Source organism: Palleronia rufa (assembly GCF_000743715.1).
Taxonomy (GTDB): Bacteria; Pseudomonadota; Alphaproteobacteria; order Rhodobacterales; family Rhodobacteraceae; genus Palleronia; species Palleronia rufa.
The window spans coordinates 1-24,230 of record NZ_JQEY01000005.1 but is presented as its reverse complement, the minus strand read 5'-3'; the positions used below and the strand labels follow the sequence as shown (position 1 = coordinate 24,230).

At 65.0% G+C, this 24,230-nt stretch carries 21 protein-coding genes, 1 tRNA gene and 5 pseudogenes; 15 read left to right on the top strand and 12 right to left on the bottom strand.

All coding sequences use genetic code 11. From position 1 onward, the window contains the following. Nucleotides 1-224: 224 nt before the first annotated feature. Complete coding sequence (locus KW83_RS08660; RefSeq protein ID WP_036177490.1) at nt 225-1,022, bottom strand: metallophosphoesterase family protein; 798 nt, start codon at nt 1,020-1,022, stop codon at nt 225-227. Beyond that, nucleotides 1,019-1,729, bottom strand: a complete 711-nt coding sequence (pyrF, locus tag KW83_RS08655) for an orotidine-5'-phosphate decarboxylase (RefSeq protein ID WP_036177488.1) — start codon at nt 1,727-1,729, stop codon at nt 1,019-1,021. Before pyrF ends, KW83_RS08660 begins: the two co-directional genes overlap by 4 nt. Between pyrF and KW83_RS08650 the strand changes: the two genes are divergently transcribed. Continuing rightward, nucleotides 1,695-2,471 carry a hypothetical protein gene (locus KW83_RS08650; RefSeq protein WP_152563529.1) on the top strand — a complete coding sequence of 259 codons (777 nt, stop codon included), beginning with the start codon at nt 1,695-1,697 and terminating at the stop codon, nt 2,469-2,471. The two genes, pyrF and KW83_RS08650, sit on opposite strands and share 35 nt — an antisense overlap. A 106-nt stretch (nt 2,472-2,577) precedes the next feature. Here KW83_RS08650 and KW83_RS19835 read toward each other — a convergent pair. Then, nucleotides 2,578-3,637: pseudogene (locus KW83_RS19835) on the bottom strand (IS5 family transposase); the annotation flags it as partial. A gap of 102 nt (nt 3,638-3,739) precedes the next feature. Here KW83_RS19835 and KW83_RS19830 point away from each other — a divergent pair. Next, nucleotides 3,740-4,680, top strand: a protein-coding gene (locus KW83_RS19830) for an IS630 family transposase (protein ID WP_161785428.1) whose coding sequence is annotated in 2 segments (ribosomal slippage) — nt 3,740-4,072 and nt 4,075-4,680 — 939 coding nt in all. Because the reading frame shifts where the segments join, the coding sequence is not laid out codon by codon here. Nucleotides 4,681-4,721: 41 nt separating this feature from the next. Next, a pseudogene (locus KW83_RS19825) lies at nt 4,722-5,259 on the top strand (transposase); the annotation flags it as partial. A gap of 59 nt (nt 5,260-5,318) precedes the next feature. Here the strand turns inward: KW83_RS19825 and KW83_RS08625 are convergent. The 6 genes from KW83_RS08625 to KW83_RS08600 all read right to left on the bottom strand — a co-directional run bounded on the left by KW83_RS08625 (nt 5,319) and on the right by KW83_RS08600 (nt 11,186). Continuing rightward, nucleotides 5,319-5,394, bottom strand: a tRNA-Thr gene (locus KW83_RS08625). A 209-nt stretch (nt 5,395-5,603) separates the two neighbouring features. Continuing rightward, nucleotides 5,604-8,201 (bottom strand): bifunctional lysylphosphatidylglycerol flippase/synthetase MprF, encoded by a 2,598-nt coding sequence (gene mprF, locus KW83_RS08620; RefSeq protein WP_161785470.1) that lies wholly within the window; start codon nt 8,199-8,201, stop codon nt 5,604-5,606. Nucleotides 8,202-8,221: 20 nt separating this feature from the next. Then, nucleotides 8,222-8,428: a hypothetical protein gene (locus KW83_RS20925; protein WP_036177478.1), complete on the bottom strand. Its 207-nt coding sequence runs from the start codon at nt 8,426-8,428 to the stop codon at nt 8,222-8,224. A gap of 92 nt (nt 8,429-8,520) precedes the next feature. Continuing rightward, nucleotides 8,521-9,120, bottom strand: a complete 600-nt coding sequence (locus tag KW83_RS08610) for a DedA family protein (RefSeq protein WP_036177476.1) — start codon at nt 9,118-9,120, stop codon at nt 8,521-8,523. Nucleotides 9,121-9,168: 48 nt separating this feature from the next. Then, a complete protein-coding gene (locus tag KW83_RS08605) occupies nt 9,169-10,530 on the bottom strand; it encodes a sensor histidine kinase (RefSeq protein ID WP_036177474.1) in 1,362 nt (453 codons plus the stop codon). Then, entirely contained in the window at nt 10,527-11,186 is a 660-nt protein-coding gene (locus KW83_RS08600; RefSeq protein WP_036177472.1) for a response regulator transcription factor, read from the bottom strand. Before KW83_RS08600 ends, KW83_RS08605 begins: the two co-directional genes overlap by 4 nt. 116 nt (nt 11,187-11,302) lie before the next feature. On the opposite strand from KW83_RS08600, the gene KW83_RS08595 reads away from it, so the two are divergent. The 8 genes from KW83_RS08595 (at nt 11,303) to KW83_RS21135 (ending at nt 19,018) form a co-directional block, all read left to right on the top strand. After that, entirely contained in the window at nt 11,303-11,578 is a 276-nt protein-coding gene (locus KW83_RS08595; RefSeq protein ID WP_051928407.1) for a lipid-A-disaccharide synthase N-terminal domain-containing protein, read from the top strand. Continuing rightward, the gene (locus KW83_RS08590; RefSeq protein WP_051928379.1) at nt 11,575-13,149 is read left to right on the top strand and encodes an ArnT family glycosyltransferase; all 1,575 of its coding nucleotides are present in this window, start codon (nt 11,575-11,577) and stop codon (nt 13,147-13,149) included. The genes KW83_RS08595 and KW83_RS08590 overlap by 4 nt, the downstream gene beginning before the upstream one ends. Continuing rightward, a complete protein-coding gene (locus tag KW83_RS08585; protein ID WP_051928378.1) occupies nt 13,146-13,940 on the top strand; it encodes a glycosyltransferase family 2 protein in 795 nt (264 codons plus the stop codon). The genes KW83_RS08590 and KW83_RS08585 overlap by 4 nt, the downstream gene beginning before the upstream one ends. Further along, entirely contained in the window at nt 13,937-14,734 is a 798-nt protein-coding gene (locus tag KW83_RS08580; RefSeq protein WP_036177470.1) for a phosphatase PAP2 family protein, read from the top strand. The genes KW83_RS08585 and KW83_RS08580 overlap by 4 nt, the downstream gene beginning before the upstream one ends. A 43-nt stretch (nt 14,735-14,777) precedes the next feature. Beyond that, a complete protein-coding gene (locus KW83_RS08575) occupies nt 14,778-16,844 on the top strand; it encodes a bifunctional DedA family/phosphatase PAP2 family protein (protein WP_036177469.1) in 2,067 nt (688 codons plus the stop codon). A gap of 137 nt (nt 16,845-16,981) precedes the next feature. After that, nucleotides 16,982-17,626 (top strand): hypothetical protein, encoded by a 645-nt coding sequence (locus KW83_RS19095; protein ID WP_152563528.1) that lies wholly within the window; start codon nt 16,982-16,984, stop codon nt 17,624-17,626. Nucleotides 17,627-17,648: 22 nt separating this feature from the next. Beyond that, complete coding sequence (locus tag KW83_RS08565) at nt 17,649-18,467, top strand: COG4705 family protein (RefSeq protein ID WP_081904528.1); 819 nt, start codon at nt 17,649-17,651, stop codon at nt 18,465-18,467. A 209-nt stretch (nt 18,468-18,676) separates the two neighbouring features. Next, a complete protein-coding gene (locus tag KW83_RS21135; protein WP_152563527.1) occupies nt 18,677-19,018 on the top strand; it encodes a hypothetical protein in 342 nt (113 codons plus the stop codon). A gap of 114 nt (nt 19,019-19,132) precedes the next feature. Here KW83_RS21135 and KW83_RS21875 read toward each other — a convergent pair. Together KW83_RS21875 and KW83_RS21870 are read right to left on the bottom strand one after the other, a co-directional pair. Continuing rightward, a pseudogene (locus KW83_RS21875) lies at nt 19,133-19,351 on the bottom strand (integrase core domain-containing protein); the annotation flags it as partial. After that, nucleotides 19,341-19,547: pseudogene (locus KW83_RS21870) on the bottom strand (DDE-type integrase/transposase/recombinase); the annotation flags it as partial. The pseudogenes KW83_RS21875 and KW83_RS21870, both read right to left, overlap by 11 nt. Here KW83_RS21870 and KW83_RS20530 point away from each other — a divergent pair. Then, entirely contained in the window at nt 19,546-20,319 is a 774-nt protein-coding gene (locus tag KW83_RS20530; RefSeq protein WP_152563525.1) for a hypothetical protein, read from the top strand. The pseudogene KW83_RS21870 and the gene KW83_RS20530 sit on opposite strands and share 2 nt — an antisense overlap. Before the next feature lie 830 nt (nt 20,320-21,149). On the opposite strand, the gene KW83_RS08550 is transcribed toward KW83_RS20530, so the two are convergent. Then, nucleotides 21,150-21,671 carry a hypothetical protein gene (locus KW83_RS08550; protein WP_051928376.1) on the bottom strand — a complete coding sequence of 174 codons (522 nt, stop codon included), beginning with the start codon at nt 21,669-21,671 and terminating at the stop codon, nt 21,150-21,152. Between the two features lie 107 nt (nt 21,672-21,778). Between KW83_RS08550 and KW83_RS08540 the strand changes: the two genes are divergently transcribed. The 3 genes and pseudogenes from KW83_RS08540 to KW83_RS08530 form a co-directional block, all read left to right on the top strand. Beyond that, nucleotides 21,779-22,926, top strand: a protein-coding gene (locus tag KW83_RS08540; RefSeq protein WP_152563524.1) for an IS3 family transposase whose coding sequence is annotated in 2 segments (ribosomal slippage) — nt 21,779-22,022 and nt 22,022-22,926 — 1,149 coding nt in all. Because the reading frame shifts where the segments join, the coding sequence is not laid out codon by codon here. Nucleotides 22,927-22,934: 8 nt separating this feature from the next. Continuing rightward, nucleotides 22,935-23,489, top strand: a pseudogene (locus KW83_RS08535) (IS5 family transposase); the annotation flags it as partial. Nucleotides 23,490-23,791: 302 nt separating this feature from the next. Beyond that, nucleotides 23,792-24,230: DNA-binding domain-containing protein (locus KW83_RS08530; RefSeq protein ID WP_036177460.1), on the top strand; the 439-nt coding region annotated here is incomplete at its 3' end.

Here is a 24,230-nt window from a genome sequence, read left to right as displayed (position 1 = left end):
CGTCATGCTACGTGAAAGGGGGGGCAACCGCCCTATCTGACCTGTGTCAACCCAGCGCAAAGGAGGCGCGCTCCATGTATTTCATCGTCCTCATCATCCTGGTGGCCCTGCTGGCCCTTTCGGTCTTTAACTTCATGTCGTCGAAATGATCGCGCAGCCGACTCGCTGATCGTTGCTGACGGACCCGCGGCCACGGCTGCGGGTTCGTCGCATCACCTGCCGCATCAGAGCGACCAGACCGGACGAAGGGGCTGGCGGCCGTCGTCGTGCAGGGTCCAGGCCTCGCGTCCCTCGAAGACCGCCGGGACCAGCGGATTGCCGTAGCCCGCGCCTCCGTCCATGTTGACGCGGTTTCCGTAGTGCTCCGGGAAGTCCAGCGCCGTATGCCCATGGACCACGAGCCGGCCGTGGTCCGCGGTGCTGTCGAGCCATTCGTCGCGGATCCATATGAGGTCGTCCTCAACCTGACGTTCCAGCGGGACGCCGGGGCGGATGCCGGCATGGACGAAGAGCAGATCGCCCTCCGTCACCCAGTTCTGCAGGTCCGCCAAAAACTGGATGTGCGCCTGCGGTACCTTCTCGCGGGCGGCGCGCGCCAGTTCCTGGTCGGAGAAAAGCCTGCCGTCGATGTCGTAGGAGCTCAGGGTCTCGCGCCCGCCGTTGCCCCGATGCAGGAACGCCGGCGCCCCGCCGAGCCCGTAGGACGCCAGCGTCTGCGGCCCGCCCAGCCGCCGGTTCATCCAGCTGAGTCCGGATTTGATGTTCGCGTCGTGCTCGTCGCCGGTGGCCACGAAGTTGAGGAACATGCGGTCGTGATTGCCGCGCACGAATCGCCACGGACGGCCTGCGTCCCGTCCCGCGATCAGACGGTCCAGAACACCGCGGCTATCGGGTCCACGGTCCGTGTAGTCGCCCAGGAACACGATGGGCGCCTCCGGACCGCCGTCGGCCTCGATCAGGGACAGGGCATTGTCGAGCTCGGCAAGCTGCCCGTGGATGTCGCCGACGGCATAGACGCTCATGCCGGCGCCTCCGCCTGGGGCGCGATTTCGTCCAGGATGGTCCGCGCCGCGGCGGCGGGATCGTTTGCCTGCCATATGGGGCGGCCGATCACGATATGATCCGCGCCCGCCTCCAGCGCATCGCGCGGTGTCGCCATCCGCTTCTGGTCACCGGCATCGGTTCCCGCCGGCCGCACACCCGGCGTCACGACAAGCCGATCCGCAGCGACCGGAAGCGTACGGATCGCCGCCGCCTCCCGCGGCGAGGCAATGACACCGTCGGCCCCCGCCTCCAGCGCCCGCCGAGCCCGTTCGCGCACAAGTTCCGGGATGTCCCCGGCCCGCATCAACCCCGCATCCAGGTCCCCCCGGTCGAGCGACGTCAGGATCGTGACCGCAAGGATCTTCGTCGCGGTTCCAGAAGCACCCTCCATCGCCGCCCGGACGACATGGGGATCGCCGTGGACGGTCAGGAAGTCGATGTCGAACCGCGTCAGCCCGCGCACGGCGGACTCGATGGTGGCGCCGATGTCAAAGAGCTTCATGTCGAGGAATACGCGCTTGCCGCAATCGTCCTTCAACTCCCGCGCAAGCGCGAGTCCGCCGCCCGTGAGCATTCCCAGGCCGATCTTGTAGAAGCCGACGGCATCGCCCAACCGGGTGACGAGCCCGAGCGCCGAATGAGCGTCGCCGGTGTCCAGCGCCACGATCAATCTGTCATCCGCCATCGAAAACTCCTCTTGCGCACCCTTCCCCGATAGCGCGATCTGCGGCAAAGCGACAAGGCGCGGAACAAGCCTGTGGGCCACCCGTTTGCGTTGCGATCGAAAAATAGCGGAGTTTCACATGGCCAGATCACCCGGGAGCAGCAATGTTCTCCTTCCCATCGCCATCGTCGCAGTCGTCGTGGTTGCGATCCTTGTCGGTGTCTTCGCCATGGGAGACGAAGCGCCGCCGGACGGGCCGACCATCATCTCTGAGGATGTGAACGCGAAACCCGCCGGGGCCGGAACCGCGCCGGAACCGCCCGCCGGCATGGCAGAACAGGGTGCGAACGTTCAGTTGGACAAGGTCGAGCCTGCGGCCGAAGGTCAGGAAACGATCCCGGCGGCAGAAGCACAATCCGGGCAGACCCCAGAGCAGGACAACTCGGGCGACGCCCAACCCGGGCAGGAAAGCGATGCAAACCGGTCCGAGAGCGGATCCTCGGCGGATACGGCATCGCAGGGGGGCGGCGGCAGCGATTACCTGCTAGACGAATCTTCTGACGCACCGGCGGATGCGAATATCGACCGCGCAGAGAACCCGGAGGCCGGCAATCTGCCTGCCGGACGGGACGCGCAGACGGATCTGACCCCCTCGGACTGTCAGGAGATTGTGCGGGACACCGACGATGGCGGTGCCGCGGTCATCCCCACGCCATCGGGTCCGAACGGCAATACCGGTGACTGCGTCCAGAGCGCGCAATGACGCCGCGGGGGGCGCCGATCGTGGCGCCCCGTTCGCCTGTAGGCGCGCGTGGCTCTGTTGCACACATCGGCTGATGGCCGGGGTCCCCTTTCCCCAGGCGGACCGATCCCGGGGCTTCCGAGACGGGTATGCCGGGCGGTGTGTAGCCGTTCAGGACGGCGATGCGGACCTGGAGCTCGGCGACCTGGCGGTCGAAATCCGGCGCCATGAGGCGCTGCCCCGGCGACTTTACACGGTGCACTTTCGTCTCGACGCGGCTTCGACGGTGGTATCCGCCAGAGCGCACGGCCAAGGTATCTGGCCGCGCGCAGGGCGTCGTTTCGCGCCACGGCTCCGGCGGCGATCGTCTTCCGGGGCTTCGCGTTCTTTCGGGGTGGGATGACGGCATGGGCGCCGCGTCTGGCGATCGCATGATGGCACTTGCGGGTGTCGTGGGCGCCGCCGGCGGTCACCGAACCGATCCCTTCGCCAAGTGCAATCTGGCTGAGCAGACCGGTCAGGACAGGTGCGTCCCCGGCATGGCTCCCGTCCACTGGCTCTTTCGGACCAGCGGCAATCGCCAGTGACCTCTCGACTGCGCGAACCTCCAGCGGTTCCTCATCAATCCCGAGATGGAGCTTAGCCAGATCCGCCGCTCGGGGCCGCCATGCTTGCGGGCATTCCGTGCTGCGGGCTTGCGCGACCGCACTGCGGCCACGGTCCCTTCGCCCTCAACCTCGATGCCGGTGCTGTCCGCTGCCCGGCAGGGCATTGCCACAGGCAATGTCCCGAGAGGGATCGGCAGGTGTAGCGGCCCCTTGGACCCGCGATATGGGATGTTTGCGGCCAGCGTCTTCTGGCGGCGGCAAACTGCGCCGAAGTCGGGCACTCCGGTCGGGACCGACCAGCCGCGACAGGCTTTCGACGAACCCGGCCGTCTGACGGGTCGTCATTGTTGCTCGGACCAATGGCGCGATCAATGGCGACCATGCCGAGCACCTTCATCGACAGGCAGGTCTGGATGGCGACATCGCTGCAGGCCGGCTGGCGGCCACGCCGGCCTGTCGGTGCGACATCCCATTCATCGCGGGATCGAACCGGATGGCCAGCGAGCCCCGGCGCCTGAGCGCTTCGTTGTAGGCTGGCCAGTGAATGGTTTTGTAGGTCGGGGGTGACCGTGATGGCAAAGCCAAGCTAGAGCGGGATGAAATCAGCCTGAATCGATAGAGGATTCACAGGCCTGCATTTTGGTGATTCACTGTTGCCGACCACAAGATGGAGGGCGAGTAGTGGGTAGAGCACTTTCAATGGACCTTCGAGAGAGGGCAATGGCGCGGCTGTTGGGGGGCGAGAGCGTGCGTCAGGTCGCAGCGGCCCTGGATGTGGCTCCGTCCAGTGTTGTGAAGTGGTCGCAGCGTTTGCGTGCGACCGGGAGTTGCGCTCCGGCAGGGACAGGCGGCCACCCGCCACGCAAGATTGCAGGCGGGCATGAGGCGTGGCTTCTGGAGCGGATAACGGAGCCGTTCACACTGCGCGGACTGGTGGTGGAACTGGCCGAGCGCGGGCTCAAGGTCGACTACCGCACCGTCTGGGCCTTCGTGCGCCGCACGGGCTACTCGTTCAAAAAAAGACCCAACTCGCCGAGGAGCAGAACCGCCCCGACGTGAGCCGCCGCCGTGTGCGCTGGAAGCGGCACCAGGGCCGGATCGACCCCCGTCGTCTCGTGTTCATTGATGAAACCTGGGCCAAGACCAACATGGCCCCGCTGCGCGGCTGGGCTCCCAGAGGTGAACGCCTGATCGGGCGGGCCCCGCATGGTCACTGGCGCACCATGACCTTTATCGCAGCGCTGCGTCATGATCGGATCGACGCGCCCTTTGTTTTGGACGGTCCCGTCAACGGCGAAGCGTTCCGGGCTTATGTCGCGCACGTGCTCGTCCCAACCCTGCGCCCGGGCGATGTGGTGGTTATGGACAATCTGGGCAGCCACAAAGGGCAAGCCGTGCGGCAGGCGATCCGTAACGCGAAAGCGCATCTACTTTTTCTGCCGCCCTACAGCCCCGACCTGAACCCGATTGAACAGGTCTTCTCGAAGCTCAAACACATGCTCCGCAACGCAGCCGAGCGCACAATGGAGGCAACGTGGCGCAGGATCGGGACACTGCTCGACCGCTTCAGCCCACAGGAGTGCGCGAACTACCTCGCCAATACTGGATACGCTTCAAGCTAATCTCATCATGCTCTAACTCGCGCGTGTTCGAGGCGACCTGACAGCACTGCCGCGTTCACTGGATCAGGAACGCTCTCGCCCATGTCTGCCGCGGCCAGCACACCGTCGTCGCGGCCGCGATCCGGCAGGCCTTCGAACAGCCCGACCGCGCCCATGCCGGGAAACGTGGCATAAGGTGGCCGAGCAGCTCCGCCCGCGCTGGCCGAAGCTGGCCGATCTCATGGACGCCAGCGAGCACGACGTGCTGGCTTGCATTGGGCTCCGCCCGTTTTTGCCTCAGACTGTCCCCCGGACAGTCTGCCGCCTGCGGCGGATCGGCGCGAACTCCCTCGCCAGCACCGGACCAAGCTGCACAGCATCAACCCGATCGAACGCCTGAACAGGGAAGTGAAGCGCCGCGCCGACGTCGTCGGGATCTTCCCCGATGAGGCCTCCATCATGTGCCTGATCGGAGCTGTGTTGTTCGAACAGAACGATGAATGGCAGACCTCAAGCCGCTACATGATGGTCGAGGCCTTCGCCCAGATCGACACCGAAAAGATCGACCCCATTCTCAGCATAACCACGAAAGCCGCCTGATCATGACCTCAGGCCAACCGGGAAATGACACCAGCTCGAAGGACGTGACCTCAAATGGGTGGTGCCGCATAGGTGACTCGAACACCTGACCCCCGCATTACGAATGCGATGCTCTACCAGCTGAGCTAATGCGGCTAACCGATGCTGCGTTTAAACGCTCGGCGCTGCCCGCGCAAGACAGATTCAGAAATCCGCCCGCATCGAAGGTCATCGTCCGTTCACCGGACCGCCGCTGACGTTTTGCGGCCTGCCGCGTCAGCCCGGCCGGACCTGCGAAAGGCGCCATTTCCAGTGGCGGTGACGCGCCTGCGACGGCGACGGCCAGCGCGGGCCGCGCCACAATCCTATTTTGCGAAGATGCCGCGCGTCGATCCCGAGATCAGCCGCGCCGCGTCGGCAAGCGGGGCCACCGGGGGCAGGAGCGACCGGCAGCACAGATAACGGGGCCGCCAGTCGGGGTCGAACTTGTTCTTGAACTGCCGGAGCCCCTCGAATCCGTAGAATCGACCGCCGTGCAGATAGACGAGGGTCCCGAAGCGGGACCACAGATCGGGTTTTCCGTTTGTGCCAAGCCCGGCGAAAGGAACCATTCCCAGGCTGAACTCGCGCAGCCCATCGTCCTTCAGGCGCAGCATCAGGGCCGTGAACATGAATTCCATCGTGTTGGGCGGCGCGTTCTGGCGGTGGCGCATTAGGTCGACTGCAGCGGACCCCGCGCGCGTCGCCACCGGCACCGTCGCAAAGGCGACGACGCGCCCGCCCTCGTGAACGGTGGCGATCGCGCAGCGGGCGATCCAGTCCGGATCGAAACGCCCGACCGAGAATCCCTTTTCGCGCGACCTGTGACCCGACAGCCAGTCATCCGAGATCTCTCTCAACTCGGCGATGAGGCCCGGGTCATGCGGCGGCGCGCTGAAATCCAGGGACAAGCCATCGCGCAGCGCGCGGTTGTAGGTGGTACGCAACCTCTTGCGGGATGGCCCTTCGAGTGAAAAGGCACGAAGATCGACGACCGCCTCCTCACCCATTTTGTGCAGCATCATGCCCAGATCCAGCGCCGTTTCCGTGAACGCGGCCGGGGCCTCGTAGAACACCGGCCGGGCACCTGCCGACCGGGCCGCGTCACAAAACGCCCATGCCAGCCGCTCGCGTCCCGACGCCTCTCCCACAGGCGCCCCGAGCGCGATCCACGAGCCGCCTTTCGCGGCATAGGACAGGACCGCCCCGTCGCCGAACATCAACATCTTGTCGCCTGTCAGCGCCAGAAGGTCGCCACCATGTCCGTGTTCGGCAATGATGCTGGCAGCTTCTTCCAGTGCGCGCGCGTCGGGGAACAGCGTCCGCATCCTTCCCGGCCGGAGCGCGGCCAAAAACAGCCCCAGGCCAAGCGTCACCGCTGCGGCAAGCCCCGCGCGTCCGGCCGCAAGGGCGGGGGCCCCGTCACCGAAGCGCCACCAGGCGGTATTCGACTGAGCGACGTTTTCATGCACCATCAACCAGGTCAGCGCCAAAGCAGCGGCTATCGCGGTCAGCAATCCGGCCCAGCGGACAGACCACAGTCCCTGCGCGATGCGCGCCGTCCGGTCGAACGCCGTCTGAAAGGGGAGCAGCACCACGAAAAGCGTCGCAAGCAAGATCGCCCGGTCGACATCCTGGGTCTTGACGATTGCCATGACGACCCCTGCGCCCAGAAGTCCCAGAACCAACCAGTAGGCCTGCCGCGAACGTCGAAAGATGCTGATCGAAAGGACGACCAGCACCGCGCCCAGGATACTGGAGGTCAGTGCGCCGCCTTCGACCATCGCCAGCGGCAGAAGCGCCTCAAGCTCATCCGCTGTATTCTGCGGATTGGGCAGCAGGCTTGCGAACATCATGAACAGACCGGAGCCGAGCACGAGTCCGCCCGTCGCCGTCGGAACCAGAAGCCGGCCGGCGGTCATCAGCGGCGTGACGAGAGCGGTGCGAAAGAAACGGACACGCACCTCAAGCGCCGATAGCCCGGCCAGCGCCACCGCGAACGGCAAAAGGAAATAGATCAGGCGGAACAGCAACAGTCCCGTCACGGCCGCGTCCAGCGGGACCGCCGCGGGCATGGCCGCGATCACCACACTCTCGAAGACACCGATGCCGCCCGGAACGTGACTGAGCACGCCGGCCATCGTGGCGATGGCATAAACGACCAGCAGGTTGGCGAAGGGCAGCCCGCCGGACGGCAGCAGAATGTGCAGGACCAGCGCGGCCATGACAATCTCGACGAAGGTAAAGGCCAGCTGCAGTGCGATATCGACGCCCGACGGGACGTTCAGAACCAGATGTCTGATGCGGACGGTCCCGCCGCGCCGCGCGATCAGGAACAGCCCCAGCGCGGCAGCGGCCAGCACAGCCAGGGACAGGAGCCGCAGGGTGCCCGGAGCAATGGCGGTGATACCGGCCAGCGCCGCGGGATGGATCGCCAGCGCGCCGACCCCGATCATCGTCGCGCCGACCCCGTATGAAATCGCGGCGAAGGATGCGATGGCGGCCACGTCATGCGCGTCGAGACCCAGCGTCGAATAGATGCGGTAGCGAACGGCGCCGCCGGATACCGCGCTGAGGCCGATGGTATTTCCGAACGCATAGCCCAGAAAGCCGCCCAGAAAGACGGTCGGCAGTGGCAGCGTCTTGCCGATGAAGCGCAGCGCCGACCAATCGTATCCCACCAGCGCAGCATAGCCGACCCCGGTCGCCGCGATGGCGCCGGCGATGGAGGTGCCAGGGGTCGCGCGCAGTGTCGCCAGCAGGTCGGCGGCGTTCAGCGGGGCGAGCAGGCGGTTCAGGGCATAGGCCCCGGCAACGAAGAGCAGAAGAGTGACGAGGATCGGTGCATGCCTGCGAAACACGAGGAGGGCGGGCAACCTCTGTTGCCCGCCCTGCAAATCCTGTTCGACTGCCTTTGCGGTCACATTTCTACCTTCGGCATTGCCTATCGCGCTGTCTGCGCCGGGCTCTCTTCTAGCCCGTATTCCGCCGGATCGCCCAAATCCCGCGACGGAACCACGAGCCGCGCTGCGAGTGCCATCAACGCACCGATGACGATGGACGTCGCGACGATCATCGCGCCTGCCCCGATGGCCGCCAAGCCGGCGACGACCCCGACGAAAATGGCAAGGTACTGTTTCACTCTGTTCATCCCAGTGCTCCATTTGTCATGCAACAGGCAAGTGGGCACAGGCCCTGACAGTCGATTGGATGCTGGATTACAATCCTGCAAGGGTGCGAGGGTCAGTTCTGGAGTTGTTGACGCACCAGCCGGAACAGATAGATCCCGATGAGACCGACGATGACCAGCGTCGAGATCGGATTGACCCATGTCGCGACCCGGTCGTATTGCGATTGCAACAGATATCCCGCGACGGCCAGCGCCGTCGTCCAGGCCAGGCTGCCGAGTGCCGTGAACGACAGGAACGGACCCATGGGCATCCGCGCCACGCCCGCCGGAACCGAGATGAACGTGCGGACCCCCGGTATCATCCTGCCGAAGAACACCGCCCGCCACCCGTAGCGGCGAAACCAGTCGGTCGCAGCATCGACCTCTCTCGGGGAAATCGTCAGCCACTTGCCGTGACGGCGCGCGAAGTCCTTCAGCCGCTCTTCTCCGATCCAGAGGCCGATGTAATACCACAGCAGCGCTCCCAGAACCGATCCGATCGTGCCGACCAGCACCGTGAGCGGAAGCCACAGGACCCCTTGCGCGGAGAGAAATCCCGCAAGCGGCATCACCAGTTCAGATGGAATGGGTGGGAATACGTTCTCACCGAACATCAATCCGCCCACACCCAGATAGCCGCTGCGGCCCATCAGGGCCACGATCCAATCGAACATCGTATCTACCCGCTGCGATTCTGCTCGCCTGCAGATGAGGCCCGGGGCTTACGGTTCGCTTACGGGAACATCGCTTATCGGAATGCTCAACTCCGCCTCGAAACCTTCGTCCCTGTCCAAGGCCGGCGATCGCAGCGTCAGCGTTCCCCCCGCCTGGCGTGCGATGGTATCGCTGATATGGAGGCCCAGACCGAACCCGTTCGATTGTCCGGCGCTGGTCCTGAACCGCCTGGCAAGGCCGGAAAGTCCCTCTGCCGGAATAACGGCCCCGTCGTTTCTGACGCAGAGCACGCCGCGCGGGGACAGGACGACATCGATGGGGGTGCCAGGTGGCGCGTGCCGGACGGCGTTGTCGATCAGATTGCCCGCCACGATGGCGAAGGCGTCCGGGTCGATATGCGCAAGGACCGGCCTTGCGGGGACCGAGACCGACAACCGCGTGTCACGGGCCGGATCGCGGCTGCTGTCCTCGATCACCAGTTGGAGGACCCGGCGGATGTCGGTGGGTGTGTCCGACAGTCCGATGCCTGCATCGGCGCGGGCGAGCTGCAGCAAACGGGTGACCAGACGCCCCATACGCTTCAGCGCGTCCTCGATGGTCTGGGCGCGTCGTGCCGTTTCTCCATCGACCTCGGCACGCAGGCGCTGGGTCTGGGCAAGCGCCACGGCCACCGGCGTGCGCAACTCGTGCGCGGCATTGGTGGCGAAGGCCCGCTCGCCCGCCAGCGACCGGGAGAGGCGCACCATGAAGCCGTTGAGGGTGGCCGTGATGGCCTGCAGTTCCGCCGGCAGGCCCTTTGCGTCGACAGGGTCCAGACGCCCATCGCCGCGTTCGGCGATCTCGTTCCGCAGCACCCCGAGAGGACGCAGTGCCGTCCGCGCGATCCAGCCGACGAGCAGGTAGCCAAGCGGAAGGATCGCCAGCATCGGTATCAGAAACGCCAGCAGACTGTCTCGGTAGGCTTCGTATCTTTCGACCCTGGGATCGCCGAAACGGACCGCCAGCCCGCTGGCGTTGAACGGCGTCGTGTAGAACACGTGCGTGGCCGTGGTGACATACCCTTCGCCGGCCGGATCTGCCGGCCTGTCGATCACATCGGAAGCGGTGGATTGGGCCAGGATCGCGCCCTCCCGATCGACCAGCAGCCAGACCAGGCTTTCCTCGATATTCTCCGCGTCTCGGTGCGCCGCTGACAGACTTCCGTCGAACGTGTCCGCGCCAGTGAGATAATCGCGGGACAGGATGGGCAACAGGATCTGGGCCGTGTCCCTCAGGGTTAGATCCAGCATTTCTTCCTGTTCGGATCGCAAGACCAGGGCGGTCGCGAAAATGGCCAGCAGCCAGATTGCCGCGAAGCCCGCACTGACGAGCAGGGCCAGCCTGCGCGACAGGGTCCGTCCGCCCGTCATCTCCGTCCCATCCGGTAGCCGAAGCCGCGGATCGTCGTGATGACCTCCCGGCCGAGCTTTGCGCGAAGGCGGCTGACATGCGCTTCGATCGCGTTGCTGTCGACCTCATCGTCGAAACCATAGACGGCTTCTTCCAGGTCGGCTTTTGCGAACGTGGTCTGCGGACGCCGGCTCAGACGGTCGATGAGCGACCATTCCTTTCGCGTCAGGGCCACGTCTTTTCCATCTATCTGCACGGACTTCGACGCGGGCCTGATGGTCAGCTTGCCGAAAGTCCGCTCCAGCGATCTGACATTGTCGGCGCGTCTGAGGATGGCCGAGATCCGCGCCGCCATCTCGTTCAGGTCATAGGGTTTCACCAGGTAGTCGTCCGCACCGGCCTCCAAGCCCGCGATCCGTTCCATTATGCGGTCGCGCGCGGTGACGATCAGCACCGGCGTCGAACTTCCCCGTTCGCGCAGGTTGCGCAACAGGGTCAGCCCGTCACCGTCGGGCAGGCGCAGATCCAGCAGTATCAGGTCATGGGCGGCCACCCGCGCGGCGGCCTCCGCCTCGTCGAGCGTCGGGGCGTGATCGACAGCGTGCCCTGCCGCCCGCAGATGATCGACCACGGCCATGGCCAGATCGGCTTCGTCCTCCACCACAAGCAACCGCATCTCAACCCCGCATGAATCGCCATCCTTATAGGTCGCATGTCAGCGATCCGTAAGGTTGCGCGGTCATCCCACCGGTGCCGGTGGTGGGCTGGCGGAACAAAAGGTATGCGGTGGATATGTCGGAAAGCGGTATCTGGATTGCGGTCGGTCTTCTCGGTCAGCTGTTCTTCACCTCGCGGTTTCTGGTCCAGTGGATCGTCAGCGAACGCCGCCGCGAAAGCGTCATTCCGGTGGCATTCTGGTGGTTCAGCCTGTTGGGGGGCGTGACACTTCTGAGCTATGCGATCTGGCGGCAGGACCCGGTCTTCATCTTGGGTCAGGCCACCGGTCTTCTCGTGTATTCGCGCAATCTCATCCTGATCGCGCGGCGCGGCCGCGAAGTGTCCCCATGATGCCGCAGGCCGTCTCTCGCGCGGCGGTCGCGGCGTTCCTGGGGGTCGCCGTCGCCGGTGTCCTTCTGCGCCCGACCCTTCCCGTGGACGAGACACGGTATCTGTCGGTGGCGTGGGAGATGTGGCTGAGCGGGGATTACCTGGTTCCGACGAAGAACTTCGCCCTCTATACCGACAAGCCGCCGCTTTTGTTCTGGCTCATCAACCTGGTCTGGTCGTTCACAGGCGTATCGGAGATTGCGGCGCGTCTGGTCGGGCCGGTCGCCGCGGCCCTTGCCGTCTGGCTGACCGGCCGGCTTGCCGGGAGACTCTGGCCTGCTGACCCACGGATCGGCATGCGCGCCACACTCGCGCTGGCGGGGCTGCTGCTCTTCGCCGTCTCTGGCGGATTGACGATGTTCGACGCCTTGTTGGCGCTGACCGTCGTCGCGGTGATGGTCGCACTGGTCGCTGCGGTCCGGACCGGCCGGTTGCTCTGGTGGATCGCCGTCGGGGCAGCCATTGGAACGGGCGTCCTTGCCAAGGGACCGGTCGTCCTGATCCATACCCTTCCCGCGATGCTGGCCGTGCCGCTCTGGGCCGGCCCGTCGGCGCGCGTCGCGCCCCTGGCCCTGGCTGGCCGGATCGCGATCGCCCTCGGCGCGGCCATTCTTCTGGTTGCGATCTGGCTGGTGCCGGCAATCGTGACCGGGGGGCCGGAATACCGCGACGCGATTCTCTGGACCCAGAGCGCCGGACGCATGACGCAATCCTTCGCCCATGCCCGGCCCTGGTGGTTCTTTCCCGCGCTGCTCCCGCTTCTGCTGTTTCCCTGGATCTTCGTGCCCGCGATCTGGCGGGCCGGCCTCCGGGCGTCCTGGTCCGAACCCGGGCTGAGACTCTCGGCCATCTGGGGGCTATCGGCCCTGGTGATCTTCAGCCTGATCAGCGGCAAGCAGCTCCACTATCTCATCCCGGAGATGCCGGCCGTCGCCATCGTCGTGGCCCGGCTGACGCGTGACGTGACATTCCGGCCGTTTCTGCCGGCCCTGCCGCTGGTCCTGGCCGCGGTCGCCGCAGTCGCCGCATCCGCCGGCCTCATCCCGATGGGAGATGTCGCCCGGCTGCTGGATCCCGTGACAGCCCTTCTCGCCTGGGGGTTCCTCTTGCTCGCGATTGTCTGGATCGCCCTGCAGACGGGGGGGCTGGGCGGCACCGCGATTCTCACGCTGGGCACTGTGCTTTCGCTCAACCTGCTGGTCGGCCTGACAGATACCTCGAAAAGCTACGACACCCAGCGTATCGCCGACCTGCTTGCCCCGTATCAGGCCGACGGGATCGCCACCTACGGCCAGACCTATCACGCAGAGTTCAATTTCGCCGGACGTTTCACGGCCCCCGTCGCGACGCCCGCCACACCGAAGGAACTTGGCCAATGGGTAGCGGCCAACCCCAACGGGGTGATCGTGTCCAGACCCGACCGAACGGCGCCACCTTGGCAACCGCGTGAAACGGTGCTGTTCCGCAACGCCCCCTACGCCGTCTGGCATGTGCAGGACGCACCGACCCCCCTGCCGGAGCCGACCTCATGACCTGCGCAAAGCCCAGAATTTCGGTCGTCATTCCCTCACGTGATGAGATCGTCGCGATTGGCCCCCTGGTAGAGGAGGTGGGGCGGATTCTCGACGGGCAGGCGTTCGAAGTGATCGTTGTCGACGACGGTTCGGCCGATGGAACCCACCACATCCTTTCTGGACTCGCGGCCAAGCATCCCTGGGTGACCTCGCTGCGCAATAGCCCGTCCGCCGGTCAGTCGGCCTCGATCCGCGCCGGCGTCAAGGCGGCGCGCGGCACTCTCATCGTCACTCTGGACGGCGACGGGCAGAACCCGCCGGACCAGATCCCGCTCTTGCTGGCGCCGCTGGAGAGGCCGGGCGCCGAGACGCTCGGACTGGTGCAGGGAGAACGGCTCGACCGGCGGGACGGGCGCGGCAAGCGCTGGGCGTCCAGGATCGCCAATGCGATCCGCGGCTGGCTCCTGGGCGACGGCGTGCGCGATTCCGCTTGTGGACTGAAGGCGTTCCGCCGCGATGCCTATCTGGACCTGCCCTGGTTCGACCATATTCACCGATTCATGCCGGCCATGATGCTGCGCGAGGGGTGGGATGTCCGTACCGTGCCCGTCACCCACCGCGCGCGGATCGGCGGCGAGTCGAAATACAGCAACCGCCGACGGGCCCTCGTCGGTATTCCCGATCTGTTCGGTGTCGTGTGGTTGATCCGTCGCGCCGGCCCGCGGCGCCGCACACCCGTCGCCGCCGCGGACGACCCCGAGACAGGGGGACAGATCGCCCTGCGTTCGGCGGACGGGACGACCCGATGACCAGTGCCGGAACCTGTCTTCGCTGGCTTGCCTGGTCCGGCATCGCCGCGCTGATGTTCATTTCATTCTTCATCGCGTTCCCGAATTTCGACCTATGGGTCAGCGGTGTATTCGGGACATCCGGACAAGGCTTCGCCCTGCGCGGGATGTCGGGATGGAACGCCGTACGCGCGACAATGATCGCGCTGACGGACGGAATGGTCGCCGGTGCCATCGGCCTCCTGCTGGTCGGCTGGTTCTATCCGCGGATGCACGTCATCCGAACGCGTGTCCTGCTCTTCTGCATTACCGCCTATGCCATCGGTCCGGGCCTTGTCGTCAACGGAATCCTCAAAACCTACTCGCAGCGGGCACGACCGTGGAACGTCGCCGAATTCGGCGGCGACGCGCGTTATTCCAGACCGTTCGAACTGGCCGGCCAATGCGGCGGGCACTGCAGCTTCGTGTCGGGGGAAGCCAGTGCGCTAAGCGTGATCGCCGTCATCGCCCTGCTGACATTCGTGCCCAGCCTGCCGCGGGAAAGACAACGCAACGCGCGGTTTGCCATCGTCGCGATCGCTGTGTTGGGATCGGTTCTGCGGGTGGCATTCGGTGCGCATTTCGCAAGCGACGTGATCTTCGCCGCGGTGTTCATGAACCTCATGGTTCCAGCGCTCTTCCTGGCCTTCGGACTGCATCGCCTTGCCAGCCCCTTCGTACGGCGCGACGGACCCCAAGAGCTTGGAACCCGTTCGGGAAAGTGGTCCACCAGCGCATCTGAAGGAACCGGCACGTCGCAACTCGTTCCGTGGTAGGCAAAAGCGCCGCAACGACGCCACGCCTCATTCTGGACAAGTCATGCCCCACACTCTCGACCAGATCCTGCCTTCCCTCCAATCGCTCGGGGTCTGGACCTACTGGATCATTGCCCTTTTCGCGATGCTGGAGGCCACAATCGGCGCGGGGATAGTCGCGCCGGGTGCGCTCGTCGTCTTCGCGGGCGGGATGTTGGCCCAGCGCGGGGTGATCGACTTTTTCGACCTCGGCTGGTTCGTCATCGCCGGGACCGTGCTTGGCGGCGAGATCAGCTTCAGGGTGGGACGGCTGGCGTCGCGCGGGCTGGAAGGACGGGGGCGCTTTACGTCCTCTCGATATACCATCAGGGCCAAGGATCTGCTGACCCGATATGGTGCGCTGGCAATGGTCATCGGTCGCCTGTCCGGGCCGCTTTCCGCATTCGTTCCGTTTTCCGCGGCCATCGCCGGCATGGAGCGGCGCCGATTTGTGATCTGGAACGTCATCAGCGCGTTCCCGTACACGCTGATCCATCTGAGCTTCGGCTATTTTCTCGGCAATGCCATCGGAACGATGGGCGCGGCAGCGCCCCGGATCTTGGCGTTCGGTGCCGGCGTCGTGGTTGCTGTCGCTGTCTTCTGGTTCGTGGTCAAACGCATCGGGCGCTCGCTGCCTTTGCTGGCCGAGCTTCTGCATACGCTAACCGGCGCATTTCTCGCCAAGCCGTGGGTGCGGCGCTGGACCGTGCGGCATCCGAAGGCCGCGTCGTTCCTCGCGGCCCGTTTCGAGACGACAAGGTTCGCGGGACTTGCGGGCACGGTTCTGATCGTGCTGTTCGTCTACGTCCTCGGGGCCTATCTCGACTCGGTCTACGACTATGTCGGCTCGCCGGACGTCACGCAGGCGGACGCGCGTCTGGCCAACCTCCTTTACGCCATGCGCGACCCGCATCTTGTCGCACTGTTCGGATGGATCACGGCGCTCGGAGGTTGGGAGGTCGTCGTCGTCATGCTGGCGGGCGCTACGGCCGGCCTTGTGCTCATGGGCCGCTACGGCCTTGTGGCGGGGCTCTGGATCACTGTCGTTGGAAATCAGGTCACCGTCACCCTTCTCAAGAGCTTCTTCGACCGGCCCCGTTCCGTCCTTGGATACTTTACCGAGACGTCGGGCAGTTTTCCCAGCGGTCATGCGGCCTCTTCGGTGGCGATCTGGGGTTTGCTGTTCTATCTTGCCTGGCGCGTGAGGGCCGTGCCCGCCGTGGTCGCGGGTCTGGCCGCCCTGACGCTTGCCTTTCTCATCGGGCTCAGCCGGATTTACCTGGTCGAACACTACCTGTCCGACGTGCTGAACGGGTATCTGGTCGGCGGTCTCTGGCTCATCCTCGGCATCGCGTTCTGCGAGTGGCAGAGGGAGCGGATCGACGGGTCCCAGGGCCTCCACCGGCCGAAGCTGGCAGCGGCCGCCGTGATCCTGGCTGCGGTCACCTCCGTGACACTTGCCTCGACACTCAGCCATTCGATCAATCCCAGCGCACCGACCCCGACAATCACGGGCGATAGCGACGTCGCAGCCGATCTGCGATCCGGGGCTCTGCCGGGCGTGACGCGAACGCTGACCGGGGCGCCTCGGGCGCCCATCAACATCGTCGTCGAAGCGGCCGATGCGGCATCGCTGATCTCTGCCGCCACCTCGTCGGGTCTGGTCGTGGCGGATCGGCCCGGCCTTGGCACCCTTGCGCGTGCGTTCTGGGCCGACTGGACGGGCGGCACTCTTCCGCAGCCGCTGGTAATTCCGGTATTCTGGGGCGATCGCCCGAACGATCTGAGCTTTGCAAGGATCGATGCCGGGCAGAAAGACACCCCGAAACTGCACATCCGGTTCTGGCGAACGTATTTCCAGAATGCTGCGGGTGACACGATTCTAGTCGGGTCCGTGGTTCTGGAAGATCCGCTGGAAGGCGTGGAGGATGGCACGCGCGCGGCACTGACGTCATCATCCGCTGTGACGAACTTCGCCGCCGCGCTGGAAAAAGTGGGCCTGTCCGTGACAGCGATCAACGTCGGGGCGCCGGATTCGGCACCAGGTCGCAGCGGCCAGGAGACTCTCGCGCCGAACCTGTCGGATTTGTAATCTTCCAAGCAGAAGGCCGTATCCCTCGCGGCCTATCGTAGGTCCATCGACGGCGCGGCCGACCCCGAAGGACGGCCGGCAAGACCCGTTTAAATCTGCGTTCGGTGGACGACCGGACCACCGAGAGGACCAAACATATGCGAAACCTGCTTTTGAGCGTCGCGCTCATCGCCGCTCCGGTCGGCGTCTTCGCCGCCGGCTATACCTGGCTGACCCCCGCACCACCGTCACAGAGCGCTTCCAGCACCCCATCGCTGGGCGATATGTCCAAATTCTCGACAATTGTGTCGGATGTCCAGGACAGCACCGCAGCGGGCGACCTGTCCGCCGCCGAGACCCGGATCACCGATCTTGAAACCGCCTGGGATGCCGCACAGCCCGAACTCCGGCCGCTCAACACCGCAGCCTGGGGCACTGTCGACGGCGCGATCGACGATGCGCTGAGCGCCCTTCGGGCAAAGACCGTCAACCCCGCCAAGGCCGAAACGGCCCTGGCCGACCTTCAGACCGTACTGGCCGATCCTTCCGCCGCTACCATCGATGCCACCGGCGCGGTTGCGACGGTTCAAGGTGTCGCCACGACCGACGCGAACGGACGGCCGCTGCCCTGCGAGGTGATGCTCGACACGTTCCGCACCACCCTTGCGGGCGCGACCCTGAGCGACACGACCCGCGCCACCGTGGCGACGCTGCAAGAGAAAGGCACCGAGCGCTGCAACGCGGATGACGATGCGCGTGCCGACGACTTCTTCGCGCAGGGCATCGCCCTGATGTCGAACTGATCTTTTTACAGGAGCCATGTCCATGACAACGATTTCCACCGACACCGATACCGGCAATGCCACCGGGTTTGACGATACGCAGGCCGGGAGCATGCCCAACCGGGTTCCTGCGGTCACGATAGACTTCTGGCTGATCAAGCTGATGGCCGTGACCATGGGCGAGACCGCCGCCGATTTCCTGGCCGTCAATCTGGGACTGGGGTTGACCGCGACCTCCCTGCTTATGACCGCCATTCTGATCGGTGCACTCTATTTTCAGTTCAGTCAAAAGCGCTACGTCCCCTGGTCCTACTGGTTGGCAGTCGTACTGATCAGCATCGTCGGCACGCTGATCACCGACAACCTGGTCGACAATTTCGGCGTGTCGCTCATCACAACGACAGTCTTCTTCACCGCCGCGCTCGCGGCCACCTTCGCGGTCTGGTACGCTTCGGAACGCACCCTTTCGATTCACAAGGTCACGACGACACGACGCGAAGCATTCTACTGGCTCGCTATCCTGTTCACCTTCGCCCTGGGCACCGGTGCGGGCGATCTGGTCGCCGAACAATTCGGGCTCGGCTACATGGCCACGGGCATCCTGTTCGGCATGATCATCGCGTCGATCACGTTCGGCTACTATGCGCTGCAACTCGACGGTATCCTGGCTTTCTGGATCGCCTACATCTTTACGCGGCCCTTGGGCGCGTCGTTCGGAGACCTGTTGTCGCAGCCCAGGGAGTATGGCGGACTGGGGCTTGGTACGATCGTCACAAGCGCGATCTTCCTGACCGTGATCGTCGGCATCGTAATCTACATGTCCACGACCGGCAGAGGCAGGGAGCAGGTTCGTCCGACGTAGTGCGGCTGGACAACGCAGCCGAGGTGCGGCCCCTGACCGGCCGCCACCTCGGAAGGCCGCATTCGTCACCTGGCTGCTCGACGCCCAACCGAGCCTATCTCAGCCAAGCGACGCCGGTTCGGGCAGCCGTATCGGAGCGGACAACCACTCAACGGCAGGCCCGCACACTGACCAGACATGTCGCATGATCCCCGTCCGGTCGGGTCCGGATGTGCGGCCACGACGCCACAGAGCGCGCATCCGAAACCGCAGCGGGCGATTTCGGTCCGTGCCGAACCGGAAGTCCGCTACCGGGTCACGTCTGCCACCAGAGCCCGATCAAACCTGACGTCGCCAAGGTCATTTGCGCAGAGCGCAAGCGACAGGACCAGGGCGGGATTTCCGCGTGCTCGGCAGAGATGGGATCGATTGCCGCGAGGCCTGTGACCTGCTCCCCTGAGGCCAAGGCACTGCAGGCTGAAAACGCGAAGCTGAAAAACGGGCTCGCAGAACACATGCTGGGTTTGGCGATGCTCAAGGAGATACTGGGAAAAAACTTCGAAAACCCGTGACCTGAGACCCGACGTCCCTCCGGCCGTAGGCGGAGTCCGCCGGTTGATGTTTGGCGCCACGCGGCACGTATCGCCGGGGCCGTTCTTTGCCACGAACGCGGCTGGCGGAATGGTCCCGAGCCCCGAGTGGGGGCAATGATGGTTGCAGTCTTCTTGCCGGGCCCGGATTTTCTGACGGGCGTCGGTGAGCGACGCGAACAGCGTCTCGTCGAGCAGCCCGTCGCGGAGCCGGCCGTCGAAGCTTTCCACGAAGCCTTTCTGCATGGGCTTGCCAGTCGACGCCGGTGCCCCGGCACCCTGCCAGGATGGCCATCGAGGCGAGTTCGGTGCCATTGTCAGAAACGACCATGGCCGGAGGCCCCCGCCGGGCGATCAGGGCCTCCAGCTCCCGAACAACCCGTCGACCGGAGAGGGACGTGTCGGCGACCAGCGCCGGGCCTTCCCGGCTGCAGTCATCGACCAGCGCCAAGACCCGGAACCGCCGCCCGCCGGTCAGTGCATCGCTGACGAGGTCCAGGCACCAGCGCATGTTCGGTGCCTACGGCACCGGCATCGGCCGCCGCGTTCCCAAGGGGCGCTTGCGCCCGCCGGCGCACTTGAGGCTTCTGCTCGCGGTAGAGCCGCCTTGGCTCCTTCAGGTTCGTCACGATCCCCTGGCGCGCGAGCGTCACGTAAATGCGCCGGTAGCCGAACCGCCGCCGCCGGGCAGCCACCGCTTTCATCGACGCCCGAGCTTCGCCATCGTCCGGCCGCATGCCGCGATAGCGCACTCCGGAGCGATCGGCCTAGACCCTGCACGCCGTTGGCGCGGTACGCCGACCCGGCTCACCCCGTGGACCTCCACGCCACCGCCCACCGCTCTACACCGGGCGCGACCGTTTTTTGCGGCGACATCCTTCTGGATCGCCCCTCGGCAAATCGATCCACTGGATCGATCTGCCCCCCTCGGGCCTGTCGAGCATGGCTTTGGCGAGCGGCTTCTTCAGCATGCCGTGCTCCTCTTCAAGCCCCTTCAGCCGCCGCGCATCCGAAACCTCGCGCCCGCCATAGCGCGCCTTTCATCTGTGAAGCGCAACGAAGGCCGCCTCGACCTCCTCCGCGCTGCGGCAGTGCTGGCAGATGTCGAAGATGCGCCGGTCGATATCGACACCGAATTCGAGCGCTCCAAGTATCTCGCCCGACGCGCCGAATACCCCGTCGACGAGGGCAAATTTCTCTTCCAGAAGCTCGAACACGCGCGCATCGGCGCGATTTGCCCGTTGACGAAATTCACGACGACGACTTCGCATTTCTGGCCGTAGCAGTGGACCCGCCCGACCCGCCGCTCGACCCGCTCGGGGTGGCCCGTTCTGCGCTATACTTGTCCTCCGCCCGCGGGGGCGGAGGCTCATGCCGAGAAAACCCGCCCATGCGCGTCTCGACCGCTCTCAGCCTTCTCGGCCTCGGGTCTCTCGTCACCCTCCTCTTCACGCTTGCGGCTTACGCGCTGCCCGTCTTCGTCCCGATGAGCTTCGGGATCTAGGTGTCCGACACGGACACCTATGTTCGCGCGGCGGTCTTCTCGGCCGTCCTGTCAGGAGCCCCGACGCTGGTATTCGGCCAGATCGCATTCGCCACGATCAAGTCCGTCCCCGTCCGTCTCGCCCTCGGCGCACTCTACGCGCTGCCAGCCCGGGGTCGCAGGGTTCCATACGATCAAGGGACTGTCGGAGATCGGCGGCGCGGCCGACAGTTGGACGCCGGTCGTCGGCTGGATCGGCGCATCCGTCGTCGGCGGAGAGGCTTGGGGACACATCGCCTCCCTTGTCGGACCAGATAAGACCCATCTAGCCCAACCCGCGCCGTCAGGGGGCGGGCGCGCGGCGAACGATGGATGACGGCGGGCAATCTTGGACGAGGAATCTTTTTTCCTCTCGAGTGGGCGAACAAACTGAAGGGCCGAGAGCCGACATTCAAGATCCGACGATCCCATCGACATGCGGATAGGAACGGACGGAAGGACTGCGGGACGATCCGGGCATTTGCTGCGCATCCCACGAAGGTCCGGTCCAGCTCGGCAAGCGGGAGAGAACATTGTCAGTATTGGAGCCATTTCAGTCATGCAAACCGGTCGGGACGGTCGGGGTGATTTTCAGGATGCTTCGTTGATGCTGTTCGATGGGATCTCGCGTTCGCCCAGAACTGCCACATCTTCTTCGGATATCTCTGCCAACTCCTCGATAACGCCCTCCTGCGCGGCATCGAGCGTCGCGACGACCTCGTCGAGCGCGGCTTTGGCAACCGCGCGAATATCGGTGTCCAGATCCTCGTGCCAGACGACCCAGGCCGGATAGGGAAAGACCGGCGCGTCGGCGACAAGGTGAAGCTCTCCGCTCTCCAAGAATGGCATCGCCGAGCGGGCCGGCATATACGCCGCGAGCCCACGATTTGCGACGAAGGGGACCGCGATCGACCCCAGCGCCAACGTCTTGCCGGAAACCAGGTTGGGCAGGCCGACCGCATGGGCCTGCACGAATTCGGGACCCCAATCGATCATCACGTAGCGTTCGGCCACTTCCGTCATGCTGGCCCCCGCGCATCCCGCGACGAGGATCAGGTCTTCCTCGAGCAGAGGTTCGGCATGCAGGCCGGGGCGCAGCTGGGGCGTGTGCATCAGCGCAGCCTGTACGACACCTTCGATCAGGAAGCGGGTCAGCCGATCTGAGGTGCCCCTAGATTTGTAGACGCTTTGCCCCCTAACTTTGAGGCGAGGAGGCCGAGATGGGGACAAGCAATTACAGCGACGAGTTCAAACAGGATGCGGTGCATCAGATCACGGTGCGCGGTTATCCGGTGCGGGAGGTATCGCAGCGTTTGGGCGTCAGCACGCATTCTCTTTACAAGTGGCTGAAGTTGTTCGCGGAACCGGTTTCAAAGCCCGGCGTGGATCATGAAGCCGAGAACCGGCGTCTGAAGCGAGAGCTGGCTCGCGTGACCGAGGAGCGCGACATTCTAAAGAAGGCAACGGCGTACTTCGCGCGCGCGTCCCAATGAAGTACGCGTTCATCCGGGCGCATCGCGAAGAGTTCGGCGTTCGGGCCATGTGCCGAGTGCTGCGGGTGCATTTCAGCGGGTTCTATGCATGGCTTAAGGAACCGTTAAGCTACCGCGCACAGGAGGATGCACGTCAGACGAAACTGATCCGACAGGCTTGGGCCGGCAGCGGCAAGGTCTATGGCTATCGCAAGCTGACGGACGATCTGCGCGACCAGGGCGAGCGGGTCTCGGAGAACCGTGTTGCCCGGCTGGCGTCGCTGGCCGGGATCGCTGCGCAGGTCGGCTATCGGCGCCGCCCCGGCCGATATGGTGGCAAGCCTGCGGTGGTGGCCGAGAACAGGCTGGAGCAGTGCTTCGAGGCGTCCCGGCCCGATCAGGTCTGGGTGACCGACATCACCTATCTGCGGACCCATGAAGGCTGGTTGTATCTCTGTGTCGTCATCGACCTGTTCTCCCGTCGCGTCGTCGGTTGGTCCGCACAATCCCGCATGACGACGGATCTGGCGCTCCAAGCTCTTCTGATGGCCATCTGGCGACGAAAGCCGACTGACCGGGTCATGGTACATTCAGACCAGGGCTCCCAGTACACCAGCCGCGAATGGCAGACCTTCCTGCGCCAGCACGGCCTCGAACCCAGCATGAGCCGGCGCGGCAATTGCCATGACAACGCGGTCGCCGAAAGCTTCTTTCAGTTGCTGAAACGGGAGCGGGTCAGACGTCGCACCTATCCGACCAGAGAAGCGGCAAGGCAGGACGTGTTCGAATACATCGAGCTCTTCTACAACCCGAAGCGCAAGCACACGAACAACGGCATGCTGTCGCCCGTTGACTTCGAAATCAGACAGCAGAAACTGAAAGAGGCAGGTGTCTAGGAAACTAGGGGCACCTCAAACGGCGCGTCTGGGGCAAGATCCATCTCGGGATTTATGAGGAGCCGCTGGAGGTTCGCGCAGTCGAGAGTTCACTGGCGATTGCCACTGGTCCGAAAGAGCCAGTGGACGGGAGCCACATCGGTGATGCCCCGGTGCTACCCGACCTGCTCAACCAGATCCCGGCGGACGAGCAGATCGGCAGCGTCACCGCCGACGGTGCCTATGACACACGCAAATGCCACGACGCCATCGCTGACCGCGGCGCAAATGCCGTCATCCCGCCCCGCAAGAATGGGAAGCCGTGGAAGACTGTCACCGCCGGAGCCATGGCCCGAAACGACGCCTTGCGCGCCGCAAAATATCTCGGCCGCGCGCTCTGGCGACGATGGAGCGGATACCACCGCTGGAGCCGCATCGAGACCAAGATGCACTGCGTGAAATTGCTGGGCCAACGGCTCATGGCACGGGACTTCTACCGCCAGGTCGCCGAACTCCAGGTCCGCATCGCCGTCCTGAACGGCTATACCGCTCTCGGCATCCCTGCCACAGAGGTTGTGAGATAGGTCTGTCCGCGGGAAGGGGAACCCCAGCCATCAGCTATTTTGTGCAACAGAGCCTCCCCGAGGATCGGAGTGCAAGTACTGCTTGGTTTCATAGACGCGAAATCCCGACGAAGAGCTTGCGATGCAACGGCGGTCATGCCGAAACCGTTCGCCTTGCCGACCTTCCCCAGCCGGAGCGTCGGGCGTATCTCGACCGCTAGGCCGAAGATGCCGGAGTCGAGCCGGGCGCGCATGACGACACTGCCCATATCGAGCTGTTGAAGGCGCCCTTGAAGGCGCAGGAGAGAGCGCATGACAGCGCCGTGAAGCTCCTGTTCATCGTGAAGCGGGAGAGCGTCGACCTGACCTGGCCGGAGATCGAGGAAGCCGGCCGGAAGACCTTCGGAGCCTTCCCATCGCGCAACACGGTGAAGGACTGGAAGCGCCGGACAGACGGCATCGCGCCCGCGAACTGGGCGCCCGCGCTGGCGCCGAGCTGGTCGGGCGGCGGCGTCGGCGATCCGGTCTCGGCCGAGGCTATGGCTCGGATGCTGGACCTGATGAAGCTGTCGGGCAAGAACCGGAGCGGCTGGTCGCTCAAGCACGCGCATCGGATGGTCGCCGAGGAGGCCGCGCGCAAAGGCTGGGACTGGCCGAAGCTGCACACGGTACGGCGGCACTGGAACGCCCTCGACCCGAACGAACGGCTCTTCGCCACGCTCGGAGAAGAGCGGTTCACTGACCGCATTCACATGCACCAAC